Origin of the sequence: Pareuzebyella sediminis (assembly GCF_008367235.1) — a bacterium.
GTDB classification, from domain to species: domain Bacteria; phylum Bacteroidota; class Bacteroidia; order Flavobacteriales; family Flavobacteriaceae; genus Pareuzebyella; species Pareuzebyella sediminis.
Genome location: NZ_VTZS01000002.1, coordinates 174,513 through 189,798 on the forward strand (window position 1 = coordinate 174,513; position 15,286 = coordinate 189,798).

The window sequence follows — 15,286 nt, forward strand, 5'->3', positions numbered from 1 at the left end:
CCTCTAATCCTTTGGCATTTTCATACCTTCCATTTGAAAAGGAGCAGGTTGACAACAGTTTTGGGTACCTCCGACCTTTACGCTTGATGAACCATAAACCTTGATGGTCGATTTGATGAAATCTTCCTCTTGGGCTTTATAGATATTTTCAACGTATTTTTGAGGATTACGGTCTATGTAGGGGAACCATGTGCTATGAATTTGTATCATGATGCGGTGCCCTTCCTTAAAGGTATGTAACACATCCTGTAGACGAAAATCGACATCGCTTATTTGTCCTGGAACAAAAGGCTCCGGTTTTTCAAAACTCTTTCGAAACCTTCCCCGAAAAACTTCTGCCCTAACCAATTGTTGGTAGCTGCCCATCACAATGTTCGGGGGATTGTGTTCATAATTGGGGTGGTCAGGGGGATACACATCGATGAGCTTTACAATGAAATCACCATCGGTTCCTGTCATCGACACCTTGAGTTGCGCCATTATCTCACCCGCCAAAACCCTATCTTCGGTCAAAACCTCTGTTTCGAACGTTAGCACGTCGGGACGTCTGGAAGCCTCACGTTGATCATCGGACATATACCTTCTTGGTGTAAAAGTAAGTCCTTCGATTTGAGAAGTATAGGGCACCGGTTTTTTTGGATCGCTCGTATACTCAAACACCGCCTTTTGATCTGTAGGGGTATTGATACTCAATCTGCCATTTTCACCAAAGTTCAAACTAACAGGTTCTATTTCCTTGGGGGGCCATGCATCGAATTTTTTCCATTCTTTGGATCCTGTATCGAACATATAGGCCTCTGGCAAGGGTGCTGTTTTTTTGTCTTTCAGATGATGGGCGAAAAAGTCACGTTCGATTTCCCTAAGGAAAAAAGTAGAAATACTATCCCCGAAATAGATATGGTTGTGGGTCGTTTTCCCTTTTTCACGCGCCCAGCCGCCGTGATCCCATGGCCCCATAACAATAGTGTTGGTTGTTTCAGGGCTGGTAGCTTCGACGGTCTTGTAGATATTTAAAGGCCCGTAAAGGTCTTCCGCATCAAACCAACCGCCCACAGTCATTACGGCCGGGGTAACATGCTCCAAATGGGGAAGAATATTTCGCTTTTGCCAAAATTCGTCATAGTTCGGATGGTCCACTATCTGTTGCCAGAAGAAATTGTCATAGTGGTATTTTTGGGTAATATTTTTTAACGGGCCTAGACGTAAAAAGAAATCATAGGCATCTGCCGGTGGGCTGTCATAAAGGCGATTCAACTTATCACGGTACCAAGGTTCTTTGGTACGTTCTTCCTTTTGATAGCCAAATACGGCGAAGGCCGCGGTATAACTTTCCAAAAAGGCTCCTTGATGGTGAAAATCATCAAAAAAGAAGTCCGCAATAGGGGCTTGGGGCGATGATGCTTTCAAGGCGGGGTGGGCGTCGATCATTCCTGCGGCGGTATAATGGCCAGGGTATGAGATGCCGTACATACCGACTTTGCCATTATTGCCCTCAATGTTCTTGAGCATCCATTCAATAGTGTCGTAGGTATCTGAACTTTCATCGATATCGGTCTTGTTCCTAGGATCGTTTCCTGGAATATTCGGGCGCATGTTGTCGAAGGTGCCGTCTGACATATATCGCCCCCTTACATCTTGAAAAGCTAGAATATATCCATCTTCCACCAAATATTTTGAAGGGTAACCGCTGTATTGAAAATTTGAATAGCTCGAGGCATTGTAGCAGGTGCGGTTCAATAGTATGGGATACTTCTTTGAGGTATCCTTGGGGGTATAAACAGCGGTAAAAAGCTCGGTACCGTCGCGCATCGGAATCCGGTATTCGTTCAGGTTGTAGTGTTTCCTCAGAAACAGGGAATCTTCATTTTGTGCACACGAGTTAGTGATCAAAAATAGTAAGACGAAGAATGGTAAGAAACGTCGAGACATGTTATTGGTATAAATCAAGGTTAAAGATAATCAATCGCCGTGGTCGTACCGGCCATATACTGCGTCGCGAAAGCCCTTATGCAATCTGATTTGATCGTAAGGTCTCAGTTGTACGAAAAGCACGGCGGTAAGTTGGTTTTTGGGATCAACCCAAAACAGGGTGCTCGCGGCTCCGTCCCAGAAAAATTCACCTACGGCACCGTTGTTTTCTTCGGCATTTTTCGGAGGCCCCACACGAACGGCAAAGTCGATTCCGAAGCCCACATTACCTTTGCTGGGTAGCCAAGAACGTTCGGTAATACTATCGGCCAGCTGATTGGTAGCCATCAGATCAATAGTTTCGGATTTTAGTAAGGTTATCGAATCGAGGGTGCCTTTATTGACCAACATCTGGGCAAAGCGCATGTAATTATCTAGGGTAGACGTGAGGCCTGAGCCACCCCTTGTTAAAGGCCATTTTTCGGTATAATTGCTATAGGTCAGCGAGTCACGTACCAAAGTACCCTTTCCCGTGCGGTGATACAGCGCGGCAAAACGATCCCGGTCTTCCCGGGGGATGAAATAACGAGTCTCTGTCATACCAAGTTTGTCCAAGACATTTTCACGAACGTATTGCCCATAGGGCATACCTGAGATACGTTCGACCAAAAGTGCTTGAACATCAACACTAGGCCCATATTCCCACTGTGTTCCGGGTTGAAACCATAACGGTATACGTCCGAGTTTCTCTCCAAGGTCTGTAAGGGTGGTTTCGCGGTCATAAATGTTGGCCTCGGAAAGCACTTTACTGAGACCTGGAATATTGTCCCTGTTGGGAAAACCCGCCGTATGCCTCGTTATGTCGCGTATAGTAATCGGCCTATCTAGAGGTTCTGTCAAAATATTTCCTTGATCGTCAACTCCCTTGTAGACGGTCATATCCTTAAATTCGGGCGCATACTTTGAAATCGGATCATCAAGTTCAAATTTTCCTTCCTCATATAAGGTCATCAATGCGGTACCCGTAATAGGTTTGGTCATGGAATAAATCTGCACTAGCGTGTTTCTTGCCATGGGTTGCTTTGCTTCTCGATCGGCATAGCCAAAGGCATTATAGTAGACTTCCTCACCGTTTTCATAGATGAGGGCCGAAACGCCTGCAATGTCGCCGGCATCCACAAATCCGGACAAGGTCGAGTCAATACGCGCTTTCGCCTCTTCATCAATGATTACAGCTTCTTTCCCTGAAATAGCAGCTTTGCCGTCACCGCTTTGCTTACAGTTATGAAGTGTACATAGAGTTAAAATAAGAAGAAGATAAAGTTTAGCTTTCATGGGTTCGTTTTTTGACTCGACAGCTACTTTTGAGCGGCCAGTTGTAAAATTTTTGTCCAAACCTCTTCACTCACGGGTATGCCCTCTTTTGTGTTTTTGGCACGGGTGAGCAAAGTTTTTTCACCAGGGTAGTAAGTGCGGTCCCCCTCATGCATAGGTTCGACATTATGTGTATAGTCGATGATTTCCTGTAACAGGTTTTCCTGAATTTCTGTATCGTGAAAGAGTTTCGGATAGATGCAAATGTACACTTGGGAAATTCCGCTTTCAAATTCTTTTTTCCCAATCTTTGCCGTAGAATCTCCGGCGGACAAAATGGTCGCCAGCATATCCAGTACCATCGAAAGGGCAGAACCTTTCCAATACCCTATGGGCAGGCCCCTCTCATTGCCCAATATTTTTTCGGGATCGTTAGATAGTTCATCTGCGTCGTCCCAACCGCCGGGATAGGGTAGTTTTTTTCCACGAAGGCCGTAATCCTTGATTTTTCCAAAAGCAAATTGTGAGATGGCCATATCTAAGACCACATGACCCTCTTTTCGCGGAATGGACACAATCAAAGGGTTGTTGCCCAATCTGCTGTACTTTCCTCCCCAAGGAGGCATATTGGGTTGGGTATTAGTAAATAAAAGCGCAATGCAACCTGCGTCGGCAGCGCGCCGGCCATAGGTTCCGCCGCGCATCCAATGATTGGTATTACGAAGGGAGACCATGCCTATGCCATATTCCTTGGCAAGCTCTATCGCCCTATCGGTGCATTTGACGGCATTTATGATTCCGGGCCCTAGCTTTCCATCCCAACGCTCGATGCTTCCCAAAGACTGCACTTTTTGTGCCTCGGCGTTTATATCGACCTGTCCCTTTTCAATATACTCGATGAATAATGGCACACGATTGATTCCGTGGGAATTTACACCGTCGATTGTTGAGTTTGTATACGTTTGAGAAAGTAGGGAGGCCTTTGCATCCGTGAAGCCATATTTCGTAAATAGGGATTTGAGGGTTTCCCGCATTGTAGATGAAGAAATTTTTAGGATATCCGATGCCATTGGTGTATCAATAAAAGTTTCAATTTTTTCAAAAAATCACAAGTTCTAAAAATCGAAGCAAAATGAAAAAATCAATTTTTGTGGTTTTGGCTGTAAGTTACCCTTTTTTTGTATTGCTTCGAGTAATGAAATAGCTACTTGTCACTATCAAAGTTCCACCGACTATCGTATTAGCAGTAACAGTTTCCTGCAATAACAAATAGGCCAAAATAATGGCACTAACTACTTCAAGGTACATGAGTGATGATGCGGTTGAAGCTTCCAGGTATTTCAACCCATAAAAAAAGAGTTTAAACACTACGATTCCGATCAAGAAACCGTAAAAGATTCCAACACCAATCTGTTTCCACTGTATTTCAGGTAAAAAGAAGATGAACGGAGTGAAGAACAGTGCGCTTATCAAATTTTGATACATGATAAGCTGTTCCTGGGTATAGTTCCCCGATTCTCCCTTTATGAGGATGACGGTTATGGCATAGGCCAACGCAGAGAGTAGAGCCGCAACCATTCCAATAAGGTCTTCGTTGCCGAAACCGAACGATTTGTTAGAATAGGTGATGATCATGCCTAAAAACGCAATAAATAATAGGGCGGCATGACTTTTTTTCAAGCGTTTTTCCATGAATGAAACCTCAATGCCGAAAACAAAAATGGGCCAGGAATAAATCAAGACTACCGCATTTCCTATAGACGTGTAAATAAAGGCCACTAAGTACAGGTAAATGCGCACCACATTGATAGAAGATACGAGAAGCATTTTTCCATAGTTGCCGGTAAAGAAGGGCCTCGATTTGCTGAACAATACCGGGAACAGAAGCACAACGGGCACCATACTTCGGAAAAAAGCGATTGTGCCGGTGGACATGCTAGAAAGATATTTGATGAGAATACCATTATTACCAGCAATTAATGCGCATAGAAGAATAGCATAGATGGCTTTTTTCATCGTAAATTAATCGGTCTTATCTACCTTACATAACATGGGTAAATTACTATTTTAGGGATGACAAAGTGCCAAGATGGTTCTAATTGCTACGTCTTACTTTCAACTAGCATTTTTTCCGCAATTCGGTCGAAATCTGCTTTTGGAATTTCAAGGAACCCCTTCATGAAGTGAAACCCCCAACGCTTCTTATTGGTGACAAAACTAAAATCACCCAATAAAGGTCTAATATCGACATCCTGAGCGGGATGAAAATGGATCTTTCTTCGCCAGGGTTCAAAACCATCACTCACCTTGACTTGAAACGGTGCTTCGTCCTTGACCTGCCCAATGGCAGTGAACTTTTGAAAAGGCTTTGTAACGCCATATGTTTCTTTTGAGGAATAATAGATAACCCAATCGTTTTTTTTGAGTTTGATCAAGTGATGTTTTTTTCCATGGTCCGATTGGGCGAAACCTTCTTTTACTCCCTTTTTTACATGGTCTTTTGAAGCGACAATAATATAATATTTCATAGGGTAAACGATAGCTATTCCCTTAACTTTTCGAACAACCACGTATTTCGCATTTCTCGTTGTTCCGGAAAGGTCCAGTGTTGCGTTTCCTGAAATACGTGCAACTCTTTTTTAGCTGGAATGACATTATAGGCGGCAAAAGTAGAGGCAGGGGGGCAAACATTGTCGTTATATCCCCAGCTATACCATCCTTCGGCCTTAACGAAACGTGCAAAATTGACTACATCATAGTATTTGGAAACCGCGATTTTCTCGGGTTTATTGGTAAACTCATCCGTAAAAATCTGTGGCCATCCCCCGGCGCGCCCATGAAGAAAGCCCGTTAAGTCGGAAAGGGCAGGATAAAATGCCGCTAAATAGTCGATTCGGTCGTCGAGACCTGCAGTTACAATAGAAAGGGCCCCACCTTGGCTACCACCGGTAACCCCTATAGTTTCACCATTGAATTCTTTCAGCCCTGTAAGAAAATCGACGGCTCGAACGCATCCTAAATACACCCTTCGATAGTACATTTGATCTTTATCGTCTAGATTGAACATTTGGTAACCATTTAGGGCACCAGCGCGTAAATCATCATAGACCGCTTTATCGAGATTGACGGGAATACCATGAATTCCAATAGTGAACGATACGAAACCTTGGGCCGCATCATCAATTTCTCCATAATAGGGGCGGATACCTGCCCCTGGAACGTGTAGTATGGCGGGATACTTTCCTTCTTTCTTTGGGGTCGTGAGAATACCGTAGATTTTTCCTTGGATATTATCTAATTGTACATGATACACATTTACATCTGCCGTGCACCGTTCGGGCATCAAAGTCAGTATTGGATTTACGGGTATTTTGGCCAGTTCTTCCTTGCCTTTTTTCCAGAAAGACTCAAAATCGGAGGGCAGCGTAGTCGTCGGCTTTATTTTGTCGGGGGAAAAACCTGCAGTAGCGTACGAACTATATTCCTTGCCGTCTACCATTACCGTAGCGGTACACCGCAAAAAACCAGGTTCGTTAAATTTAGGGGTCTTTATTTTGGTATTGTTATCTAAGGTAAGGGTTCCTTCATCCCAGATCTCTATTTGGCGATACCCGGGGTCAGTTTCGATTTTATAATCAATGGTCACACCATCCAAGGGAACATTATTTCTTAATACGTTAAATGAAAATTCCGCACGATCACCTACTTGGTAGGTCCAATCCGTATGATCGGGGCTAACAATGACTTCGACCAACTTCTTACTGGGCTGGGCGACTAGGTATGCATTGCAGAGTAATACGGCTAAAATACAGAGGTAATTCTTTGGATTCATTTTAAGTTGGAATAGTTAATTCTTATTTAAGATGCCTGATTTTATTGGAAAGATAGGGAATCTCTAAATTGGCGCCCCATTTTTAGGCGACAATTATGCGCTGTAAAAGTACAAGTTTGGTGAGTTCTTCGATCAATGGTCCCCATGTAACATGTGATAATTTATTCGGGCAAATAATCCTTAAAACGTATCAATGGACTACCGGTTTGCTGATAAGTAATCGGTTTGGGGTCTAGCCACTGTACCAAGGTATCTTTGAGTGCAAAGGCAAAAAAGTGATTTCCGGATGGATTATAGTGACCGATAAAATAACGTTTCATATAATCATCCAAACTCAAATTAAACTTTTTAAAATCTTCAAAATGTACCTCGTTCATATCGAAAAAGGAATATTCCTTGGCTTTAATAAAGTCTATAACCTCTTGATCGTATCGCTTTTCACCATTTACCATAGGGCGAAATACATTATACGGGTCAAAATGTATGAGCAACAACTTTTTCCCGTTTTCATGGCAAAAGGAGGCCGTTTTTTCCAAGATGTGTTTCGTCGCTTCAAAACCATATTTATTTTTTAAAGCGATTGCCGTAGTTTTCATCCTTTCTATATTGGAAAAATCAACTTCTGGCATTTTGAGTATGCCGGCCAGTTTCTTCAAGCCTTTGGTATCTACATCGGAGTTGACCATATTACTGCTCAATAAGTGTAGTTGTACCATAAGATCGTCTTTCAGGTTTTCGTACATGAATTCCGGATCCGACATCTGATACATGTCGGCCTTGTTTTGGATACGGTTTTCCTTTTCGACAAGTTGGCCGCTGGTGGTATCCATTTCAATATTCGACCAAAAATTCCCATGGAACATATAACCGCCATAGTCGTTCCATTGGGTGTAGTAGGTTGCATAGCGGCAGCGGAATACACTGCGCATATAATCGTCGCCCCACATATACAGGATGACATATTTCGAATCTTTATCCTTTTTTTCACGTCTTAGGAGTCTTAGATAAGCTTGATAGACGCCGAAACCGCCCATGCCAAAATTTTGAACGGGCTCACCAAAATGGGCAGCCAAATACTCTTGCCAAGTCTCCCCGTCGCTTACCTGATGGCACTGAGTAAAGCTGTTGCCATAGGTATTGATCCGGCAGGGTCTGTCGGTATATAAGCTATTCGTTCTTTTGTCGCCCTGGCTGGCCGTGGATATGGTGTAGCTATTGTCCATTCCATCGTGCGGCATGTAATTTCCCATAATATATCCTACTTCGGGGTCGAATTGTGCCCAGCTATTTTCGTTCAGAAAAATATCGAGTTCTTCTTTGGGAACGGCACTGTTTCTAAGATATTCGGCATATGACTTTTTACCGTTTTCTTGGCTTCCACCAATAAGGAAATCGGGAAGCAAGGAAAACCCACCGAAGGCCACGGCACTGAATGCATTGGCACGAATAAAGTTTCTTCTTTTCATACATTGAATTTTTTTTAGACTTGATAATCCATAGGTTCATAAAAAAACCGTTATTGAGACCTATTCTAACATGGGTCGGCCTTTATGGACTAAAAGTCAATTATTTGACTGGATGTATCTAAAAATAAGGTAATTTATTTTATTGATCAGGAGATGGTCTTGGCAGCATATTTCGAATGGCGGCAATCTTCCAACGGTCATCTATTCGAACATTTATAAAAGTACTCCACATTTTTCGTATACTGCCATCGGTATTCTTGATTTCATAACGGGCATCCACAACAGCGGTTCGATCATTTAGGTAACGCACATGTTCAACGGTCAATATTCGGCTGCCCGGGTTGTTGGACGAGCTTCGTAGCATCCCGGCTTTGGCCGTATCGAAACCTCGGCGCCACTCACCTGTAGATACCAATTGATCGATATCTTTCGTTAGAATCTTATCGAGAAGTAGCGTGTCTTTGGTTTCCCTAGCTTTGGCATACTGCTCGATTAAGGCGTAATGGGCCGTATCATCCAAATTGTCAGATTGCTGTGCGGAGACCGTCCAAGCTAGAAAAAGATAAAATCCGATTACTGTTAGGTGCTTTTTAGTAAAGGTCATGCCGTTCTTTTAAGTCAAATTGAAATATGATAGTATCTTAAATATAACCAATTGTAAGCGTATTACGGCTTAGAACTGGTAACAAGAATATCGAAATCTGCAATAACGTGTACAGCAACAGGGTTTAACCATTTACTAAACGGACCAATTTCATACGATTGTTGATACCTACTTTCGTATAGATACGATGTGTATGGTCTTTAACGGTTTGTAAACTAATAAAAAGCGTATCGGCAATTTGTTGGTTGGTCTTTCCCAAACAGATTTGTTCAATAACTTCCTGCTCACGTCGTGTGATTCGATATTTTTCAAAAAGATGTTTCTTTCTGTTAAGGTCAAGGCTTTCTCCCGCTATGGGGCGAAATATTAGGTCCGACTGTTGTCTTATGTACCATAGGCCGGGTAAGGGAGAAAGAAAACAAAGCAATAAAAGCAAAGGCCTTATCCATATCCCCACTTCGTTCAAGGCGGTCAGGCCTATCCTTAGTGACAAACCTAGTAAAAACAACAAGGTAAAGCCGATAATTATTTTTCGCCTAGGGATGGAGCTACTTTTTAAATATCCTACAATGATGCCAGTGAACAATATAAAATAAATACTTTCAATGCTCACCATTAATACGATAGAGGCAGAGTGGTCAGTAACAAAAGACCATGAACCTTGCACTAGATAAATGCCCAAAACGACTAGGGCTATGGTTAGATATGCACCGAGATGTATAAAGTAAATCCTTATACTAACGGATTGGCCTACCAAAGCATAGGCCATTCTTATGACCATAATCATGGCAATGATAAAAAAGGGAAATCCTATTAGGGGCATAATTCCTGTAGCAGCTTCTTCCACTTCTATCCTAGCCTCCATGGAAGATATTAGGGCCTGCATTCCAATTTGGCCCCAAAACGAGTAGATAGCAAAAATGCAAAAGGCCAATATATAATAAAAATAATAACGTAAAAAAGGAGATTGATAGGTATTTACAAGTTCATGCGCGATCAAACAGCAAAAAACGGCTATGGTCAAGCATAGTATAAAGGCCACGATAAAAGTCAGGCTGAGCATGGTCTAAAAATAGATAATTAGGGCCAATGCCGCCCCCTACTTTGGTCGTGTTCTTGCAAAACACTACTAAAGTTGGACATTTTTTAAAAGAGGCCGCCCTACATTTATCGAAATTAAAAACTAAACCCATGGAGAATAGCAAGGGAGAGAAAATTCCTTATGCGACGAGTAGAGCAAGTTATGCATATGGATGGCAACAACTCAAGATAAATTTTCTTTATTTTTTGGTCATCGTATTAATTATGGGCATTGCGGACATTCCCTTTTCGAAAGTCAAGGATATGGAAGGAGAGAGCAATCCGATTATTTATGGGTTGCAATTATTAGGTATGGCTTACGCCATTTTTTTCTTGCCAGTTCTTAAGTACGGCGCCGACTTGCTCATACTTCGCGGTATCCGCAATGAACCTTTGGAACTTGGGGAGTTGGTCCTCGGTTTTAAAAAGAACTACATTAATATTGTCTTGGCCCATTTAATAACCACGGCGATAATCATCATTGGGTTCCTGTTTCTTATTGTTCCCGGTATTATTTTGGCCTGCAGATTGGTCTTTGTTTCTTATTTGGTAATGGATAAAAACATGGAGCCCATAGCAGCCCTTGAGAAAAGTTGGGCCATGACCAAAGGACATGGCTGGCGTATTTTTGGAATGGGCCTTTTGGCCATACCCATTTTTATTCTTGGGTTCTTGTGTTTTTTCGTAGGGGCTATAGTATCCATCATGTGGATTCATGCTGCCTTTGCCTCTTTGTACTATGCCATCGACAGGAAGGAGGAGGAATCTTTGCTGGCTTGAGCCAAGCGAATGAGAAGTAATTGAGCCAATTATTCAGACTCACCACCGATACCGATGTTCTTGAACGTCTGAATGATAAGTTCCATTTCATTCTCATGCAAGTTCTGGTCCGCTATCGCCATATCTTCTAAGATCTTGGCCAACTCCTTCTTTTTTTCGAAAGACATTTTGTGGAGGGGGACGAGTGCCTCATCAGTATCTATTTTTTGAGCGGCGGCAAAGAACTTTTCATCGAAGCCGATTTTCGACTTCAATGTTTCGAAAGCTTCGATTTCGCTTGGATGTATTTTTCCGTCGGCTAAAATGACTTCATAGGTCATTTTGATGACCGCCATTTTTTCTTCGTGATCAAATTTCATGGTATTTTAAATTATAGTGATCAATTTTGCATTCGTATTCAGTCAATAGCTTAGGTAAAGTTCTCTCCTTGCTTCTTCAATGAACGATACCCATGCCATTGAAAATATAATGCATTAAACCTTTTTCATTTATGTGAACGAACCCGTCGGAAATTGCAACGATTTTTAAAATCTCCACTACGCCTTTTTTCTTTTCCGGGGGCATTTTCTCTAAGATCTGAATAACCTGTTCCGATTCTATGTTTCGCGCCTGGAGTATAAAGTTGCTATCAAAATCCAGATGGTTCATCAACTGCCCCATTATATTGACTTCGCCCTTACGAACATAACCGTCAATCAAGATAACGGAGTTGATGGCATGAACGATCGCCAATTTCTCTTCGAGGGTAAGCATGATTTTAGGTAATTCCATACACATTAGAATCGGATAGAAAGTGGCAGAAGATACATTTTGTCGATTATCGAATGCGATAAGGCAATCGATAATTATTAACGAATTAGTCAACAATATAAAGAAGCGAATGGGTCAAGTTCTAATTGCTTCTACCAGATCAAAGGGGGCCAATGCCCGAAGAGCTTTGTTGATTGAAGTTACATTTTCGAAAACCAAGAGCAACCGTAAACCGTTACGGGTTTGCTTTTCCTTTATTTTACAATGCCTGGGATGAGTCTGCACAAACTGTAATAATTCGGTAAAAACTTGGCTTTGATAGAAATCCGATTGCTGGTCAGCAATAAAATAACCGATTAACTTTCCTTTTTTCATCACTAGTTTTTCGATTCCGATTTCGGTAGCAATCCATTTGATTCGTACAGAGTTCAAAAGGTCTTCGGCTTGAGCGGGCAACTCCCCGAAACGGTCAACGAGGTCCGCTTCGAATCTTTGCAATGCTTCCTCTTCTTTTACCTGATTAAGTTGGGTATATAGGTTGAGTCGCTCGGTGATGTTGTTGATATAGTCATCAGGAAACAATAGTTCAAAATCGGTATCGATTTGCGCATCCTTAACGTAAACCTTGTCGTGATGGCCTTCCACTTCTTCATAGAGTTCCTTGAATTCATTCTCTTTGAGCTCATCGATGGCCTCAGCCAATATTTTTTGATAGGTCTCAAAACCAATTTCGTTGATAAATCCGCTCTGCTCGCCTCCAAGCAGATCACCGGCCCCCCTGATTTCAAGGTCCTTCATCGCAATATTAAAACCACTGCCCAATTCGGTGAATTGTTCAAGTGCCTCAATACGTTTGCGGGCATCGGTGGTCATACTATCGTAGGGCGGGGTTATAAAATAGCAAAAGGCCTTTTTGTTGCTTCTTCCCACGCGACCTCGCATTTGATGCAAATCGCTCAAGCCAAAATTATTGGCATTATTGATGAAAATGGTATTTGCATTCGTTACATCAAGACCGCTTTCGACTATAGTTGTCGAAACGAGTACGTCGAACTCCCCGTTCATAAAACTAAGCATGAGCTGTTCCAGTTTTTTACCCTCCATTTGACCGTGACCTATACCTATTTTTGCATCTGGTACAAGACGTTGGATCATTCCTGCGACTTCCTTGATGTTTTCTACACGGTTATGAATAAAGAATATCTGTCCGCCCCTTTCAATTTCATATCCAATCGCATCGCGTATGACCTCTTCGGAAAAACGGATAACCTGACTTTCAATAGGGTATCGGTTTGGCGGTGGTGTATTAATTACGGAAAGGTCACGTGCCGCCATTAGACTGAACTGTAATGTTCGGGGTATGGGTGTTGCAGTGAGTGTAAGTACATCGACATTTTCCTTTATCGATTTCAATTTGTCCTTAACAGCTACTCCAAATTTTTGTTCTTCATCTACAATAAGGAGGCCCAAGTCTTTGAATTTAACGTTTTTATTGACCAGTTGGTGGGTGCCAATTATAATGTCGACCTTTCCAGAAGCCAAATTCTCTAACGTCTGGCGTCTTTCTTTTGTCGTTCGAAAGCGATTAAGGTAGTCTACCGTGACAGGCATATCGCTGAGACGCTGCCCGAAGGTGCGATGGTGTTGAAAGGCCAATATGGTTGTCGGAACCAGTACTGCGACTTGTTTCCCATTATCGACGGCCTTGAATGCGGCTCTGATGGCAACTTCTGTTTTTCCGAAGCCTACATCCCCACAAATCAGGCGATCCATCGGTCGCTCACTTTCCATATCACGTTTGACGTCTTCGGTGGCGGTACTCTGATCGGGGGTATCTTCGTATATGAAAGATGCTTCTAATTCATTTTGCAAGTAGCTATCAGGGTTGTACTGAAACCCTTTTTCAAGACGGCGTTTTGCATACACCTTTATAAGGTCAAAGGCAATTTTCTTGACACGTGTCTTTGTTTTTTGCTTCAGCTTTTTCCATGCGGCCGAGCCTAACTTATAGATTTTGGGAACAGCCCCATCCTTACCGTTGAACTTAGAGATTTTATGTAATGAATGAATGCTGACGTATAGAATATCACGCTCCCCGTACATCAACTTGATGGCTTCTTGCTTTTTACCCTCCACATCAATTTTTTGAAGGCCGCCGAATTTGCCGATACCATGGTCTATATGGGTCACATAATCGCCAATTTCAAGTTTATTGAGTTCTTTAAGGGTAATCGCTTGCTTTTTGGCATAACCATTTTTTAGATGGAATTTATGGTAGCGTTCAAAAATTTGATGGTCGGTATAACATACCAATTTTAGATCATCGTCTATAAAACCTTGGTATAGCGGAAGCACGAGGGTTTCATAATGTACGTGTTCATTGGCATCTTCGAAAATAGCTTGAAATCGCTTGGCTTGCTGTTCACTAGCACAAAAAATATAATTGGTGTAGCCTTTCGACTTGTGCCCATTGAGGTTGGCGATAAGTAAATCGAACTTTTTGTTAAAGGCGGGCTGTGGTTTGGTGTTGAAAACAATCGATAGGGCATCTGAGCTTGACGACGTCTGGCTGCATAATTGGAAAGTGAACAGTTGTTGCCTTAAGGCCTTTGAATTTAAGAACAATTCTTCAGGTTCTGCATGCTTAAGCTCCTTGGAGAGCTTATCGAAAGCTTCCTCGGCTTTTTTGAAAAAATCATCCAATCGGGCGAAAAGCAGATCCGTATTCTTTGAAAAAATTATGGTATCCGAAGCAATATAGTCGAGAAAACCCTGTCTTTTTTCATGAATAAATTTATCGGCTACATTAGGTATTATAGTAATCTTTCCCACCTTGTCGGTCGACAATTGCGTCTCCACGTCAAAGGTGCGTATGCTTTCGACCTCATCCCCAAAAAATTCAATACGATAAGGTTCGTCATGTGAGAAGGAAAATACGTCGACAATACCCCCACGTACGGAGAATTCACCAGGCTCTGTTACGAAATCGACCCTCTTGAACTTGTACTCGAACAGTACCTCATTTAAAAAATCTAACGAAAGCGTATCGTCAATTTTTATCCTCAGTGTGTTTTTGTCCAATTCCTTACGGGTGACCACTTTTTCAAACAGGGCATCGGGGTAGGTTACAATGACAGCCGGCTTTTTTCTTGAATTAATGCGATTCAGAACCTCAGCACGTAGCAAGACGTTGGCGTTATCGGTTTCCTCAATTTGATAGGGCCGACGATAACTCCCTGGATAAAAAAGTACATTCTTGTCGCCGATGAGTTGCTCGAGATCGTTGAGATAGTAGGCGGCTTCTTCCTTATCGTTAAAAATAAGCAATAAAGGTTTTTCAATTTCCTTGAAAATATGGGCTAGAATAAATGAAAGTGAAGAGCCGGTAAGGCCTTTAAGGTGCACATGGACAGGGTTGGAGCCTTCGGAATGGGCAAGGGTTTCCCTCAGTTTCTGGATTGGAGAAGACTGGGAAAACAGGTGTTGGATTGCAATTTGGGTCAACCGTTACAATTTTGTGCAAAGATAAAAATAGATGCAATACCGATACCA

13 protein-coding genes are annotated in these 15,286 nt (G+C 42.2%); 1 reads left to right on the forward strand and 12 read right to left on the reverse strand.

Annotated features, from left to right (window positions below):
• Positions 1–3 precede the first annotated feature (3 nt).
• The 9 genes from F2B13_RS07400 to F2B13_RS07440 form a co-directional block, all read right to left on the reverse strand.
• On the reverse strand, positions 4–1,929 hold the full coding sequence (locus tag F2B13_RS07400; RefSeq protein WP_149274449.1) for a CocE/NonD family hydrolase: 1,926 nt from the start codon (positions 1,927–1,929) through the stop codon (positions 4–6).
• A gap of 30 nt (positions 1,930–1,959) precedes the next feature.
• Complete coding sequence (locus tag F2B13_RS07405) at positions 1,960–3,243, reverse strand: serine hydrolase domain-containing protein (protein ID WP_149274450.1); 1,284 nt, start codon at positions 3,241–3,243, stop codon at positions 1,960–1,962.
• 23 nt (positions 3,244–3,266) lie between these two features.
• The gene (gene yiaK / locus F2B13_RS07410; RefSeq protein WP_149274451.1) at positions 3,267–4,292 is read right to left on the reverse strand and encodes a 3-dehydro-L-gulonate 2-dehydrogenase; all 1,026 of its coding nucleotides are present in this window, start codon (positions 4,290–4,292) and stop codon (positions 3,267–3,269) included.
• A gap of 97 nt (positions 4,293–4,389) precedes the next feature.
• Entirely contained in the window at positions 4,390–5,238 is an 849-nt protein-coding gene (locus F2B13_RS07415) for a DMT family transporter (RefSeq protein ID WP_149274452.1), read from the reverse strand.
• 86 nt (positions 5,239–5,324) lie between these two features.
• Positions 5,325–5,750: an EVE domain-containing protein gene (locus F2B13_RS07420; protein WP_149303908.1), complete on the reverse strand. Its 426-nt coding sequence runs from the start codon at positions 5,748–5,750 to the stop codon at positions 5,325–5,327.
• Between the two features lie 14 nt (positions 5,751–5,764).
• Entirely contained in the window at positions 5,765–7,054 is a 1,290-nt protein-coding gene (locus tag F2B13_RS07425) for an acetylxylan esterase (RefSeq protein WP_149274454.1), read from the reverse strand.
• 161 nt (positions 7,055–7,215) lie between these two features.
• Positions 7,216–8,520, reverse strand: a complete 1,305-nt coding sequence (locus tag F2B13_RS07430; RefSeq protein ID WP_149274455.1) for a hypothetical protein — start codon at positions 8,518–8,520, stop codon at positions 7,216–7,218.
• Positions 8,521–8,659: 139 nt separating this feature from the next.
• Positions 8,660–9,124, reverse strand: a complete 465-nt coding sequence (locus F2B13_RS07435; RefSeq protein ID WP_149274456.1) for an SgcJ/EcaC family oxidoreductase — start codon at positions 9,122–9,124, stop codon at positions 8,660–8,662.
• Positions 9,125–9,248: 124 nt separating this feature from the next.
• Positions 9,249–10,010 (reverse strand): helix-turn-helix domain-containing protein, encoded by a 762-nt coding sequence (locus tag F2B13_RS07440; protein ID WP_198440095.1) that lies wholly within the window; start codon positions 10,008–10,010, stop codon positions 9,249–9,251.
• Positions 10,011–10,315: 305 nt separating this feature from the next.
• On the opposite strand from F2B13_RS07440, the gene F2B13_RS07445 reads away from it, so the two are divergent.
• Positions 10,316–10,984, forward strand: coding sequence for a DUF975 family protein (locus F2B13_RS07445; RefSeq protein WP_149274458.1), 669 nt, complete (start codon positions 10,316–10,318; stop codon positions 10,982–10,984).
• A gap of 29 nt (positions 10,985–11,013) precedes the next feature.
• Here F2B13_RS07445 and F2B13_RS07450 read toward each other — a convergent pair whose 3' ends face one another.
• The 3 genes from F2B13_RS07450 to mfd all read right to left on the reverse strand — a co-directional run bounded on the left by F2B13_RS07450 (position 11,014) and on the right by mfd (position 15,238).
• On the reverse strand, positions 11,014–11,343 hold the full coding sequence (locus tag F2B13_RS07450; protein ID WP_149274459.1) for a TerB family tellurite resistance protein: 330 nt from the start codon (positions 11,341–11,343) through the stop codon (positions 11,014–11,016).
• A gap of 76 nt (positions 11,344–11,419) precedes the next feature.
• The gene (locus F2B13_RS07455) at positions 11,420–11,755 is read right to left on the reverse strand and encodes a tellurite resistance TerB family protein (RefSeq protein ID WP_149303912.1); all 336 of its coding nucleotides are present in this window, start codon (positions 11,753–11,755) and stop codon (positions 11,420–11,422) included.
• Positions 11,756–11,869: 114 nt separating this feature from the next.
• Positions 11,870–15,238, reverse strand: a complete 3,369-nt coding sequence (gene mfd, locus F2B13_RS07460) for a transcription-repair coupling factor (protein ID WP_149274461.1) — start codon at positions 15,236–15,238, stop codon at positions 11,870–11,872.
• Positions 15,239–15,286: the final 48 nt, after the last annotated feature.

Bases quoted from the DNA above. Each gene is read 5' to 3' on its own strand.
- F2B13_RS07445 (WP_149274458.1), top strand. From the start codon at position 10,316: ATGGAGAATAGCAAGGGAGAGAAAATTCCTTATGCGACGAGTAGAGCA.
- F2B13_RS07405 (WP_149274450.1), bottom strand. From the start codon at position 3,243: ATGAAAGCTAAACTTTATCTTCTTCTTATTTTAACTCTATGTACACTT.
- F2B13_RS07450 (WP_149274459.1), bottom strand. From the start codon at position 11,343: ATGAAATTTGATCACGAAGAAAAAATGGCGGTCATCAAAATGACCTAT.
- F2B13_RS07440 (WP_198440095.1), bottom strand. From the start codon at position 10,010: ATGCAGGCCCTAATATCTTCCATGGAGGCTAGGATAGAAGTGGAAGAA.
- F2B13_RS07430 (WP_149274455.1), bottom strand. From the start codon at position 8,520: ATGAAAAGAAGAAACTTTATTCGTGCCAATGCATTCAGTGCCGTGGCC.
- F2B13_RS07435 (WP_149274456.1), bottom strand. From the start codon at position 9,124: ATGACCTTTACTAAAAAGCACCTAACAGTAATCGGATTTTATCTTTTT.
- F2B13_RS07455 (WP_149303912.1), bottom strand. From the start codon at position 11,755: ATGGAATTACCTAAAATCATGCTTACCCTCGAAGAGAAATTGGCGATC.
- yiaK (WP_149274451.1), bottom strand. From the start codon at position 4,292: ATGGCATCGGATATCCTAAAAATTTCTTCATCTACAATGCGGGAAACC.
- F2B13_RS07415 (WP_149274452.1), bottom strand. From the start codon at position 5,238: ATGAAAAAAGCCATCTATGCTATTCTTCTATGCGCATTAATTGCTGGT.
- F2B13_RS07400 (WP_149274449.1), bottom strand. From the start codon at position 1,929: ATGTCTCGACGTTTCTTACCATTCTTCGTCTTACTATTTTTGATCACT.
- F2B13_RS07425 (WP_149274454.1), bottom strand. From the start codon at position 7,054: ATGAATCCAAAGAATTACCTCTGTATTTTAGCCGTATTACTCTGCAAT.
- F2B13_RS07420 (WP_149303908.1), bottom strand. From the start codon at position 5,750: ATGAAATATTATATTATTGTCGCTTCAAAAGACCATGTAAAAAAGGGA.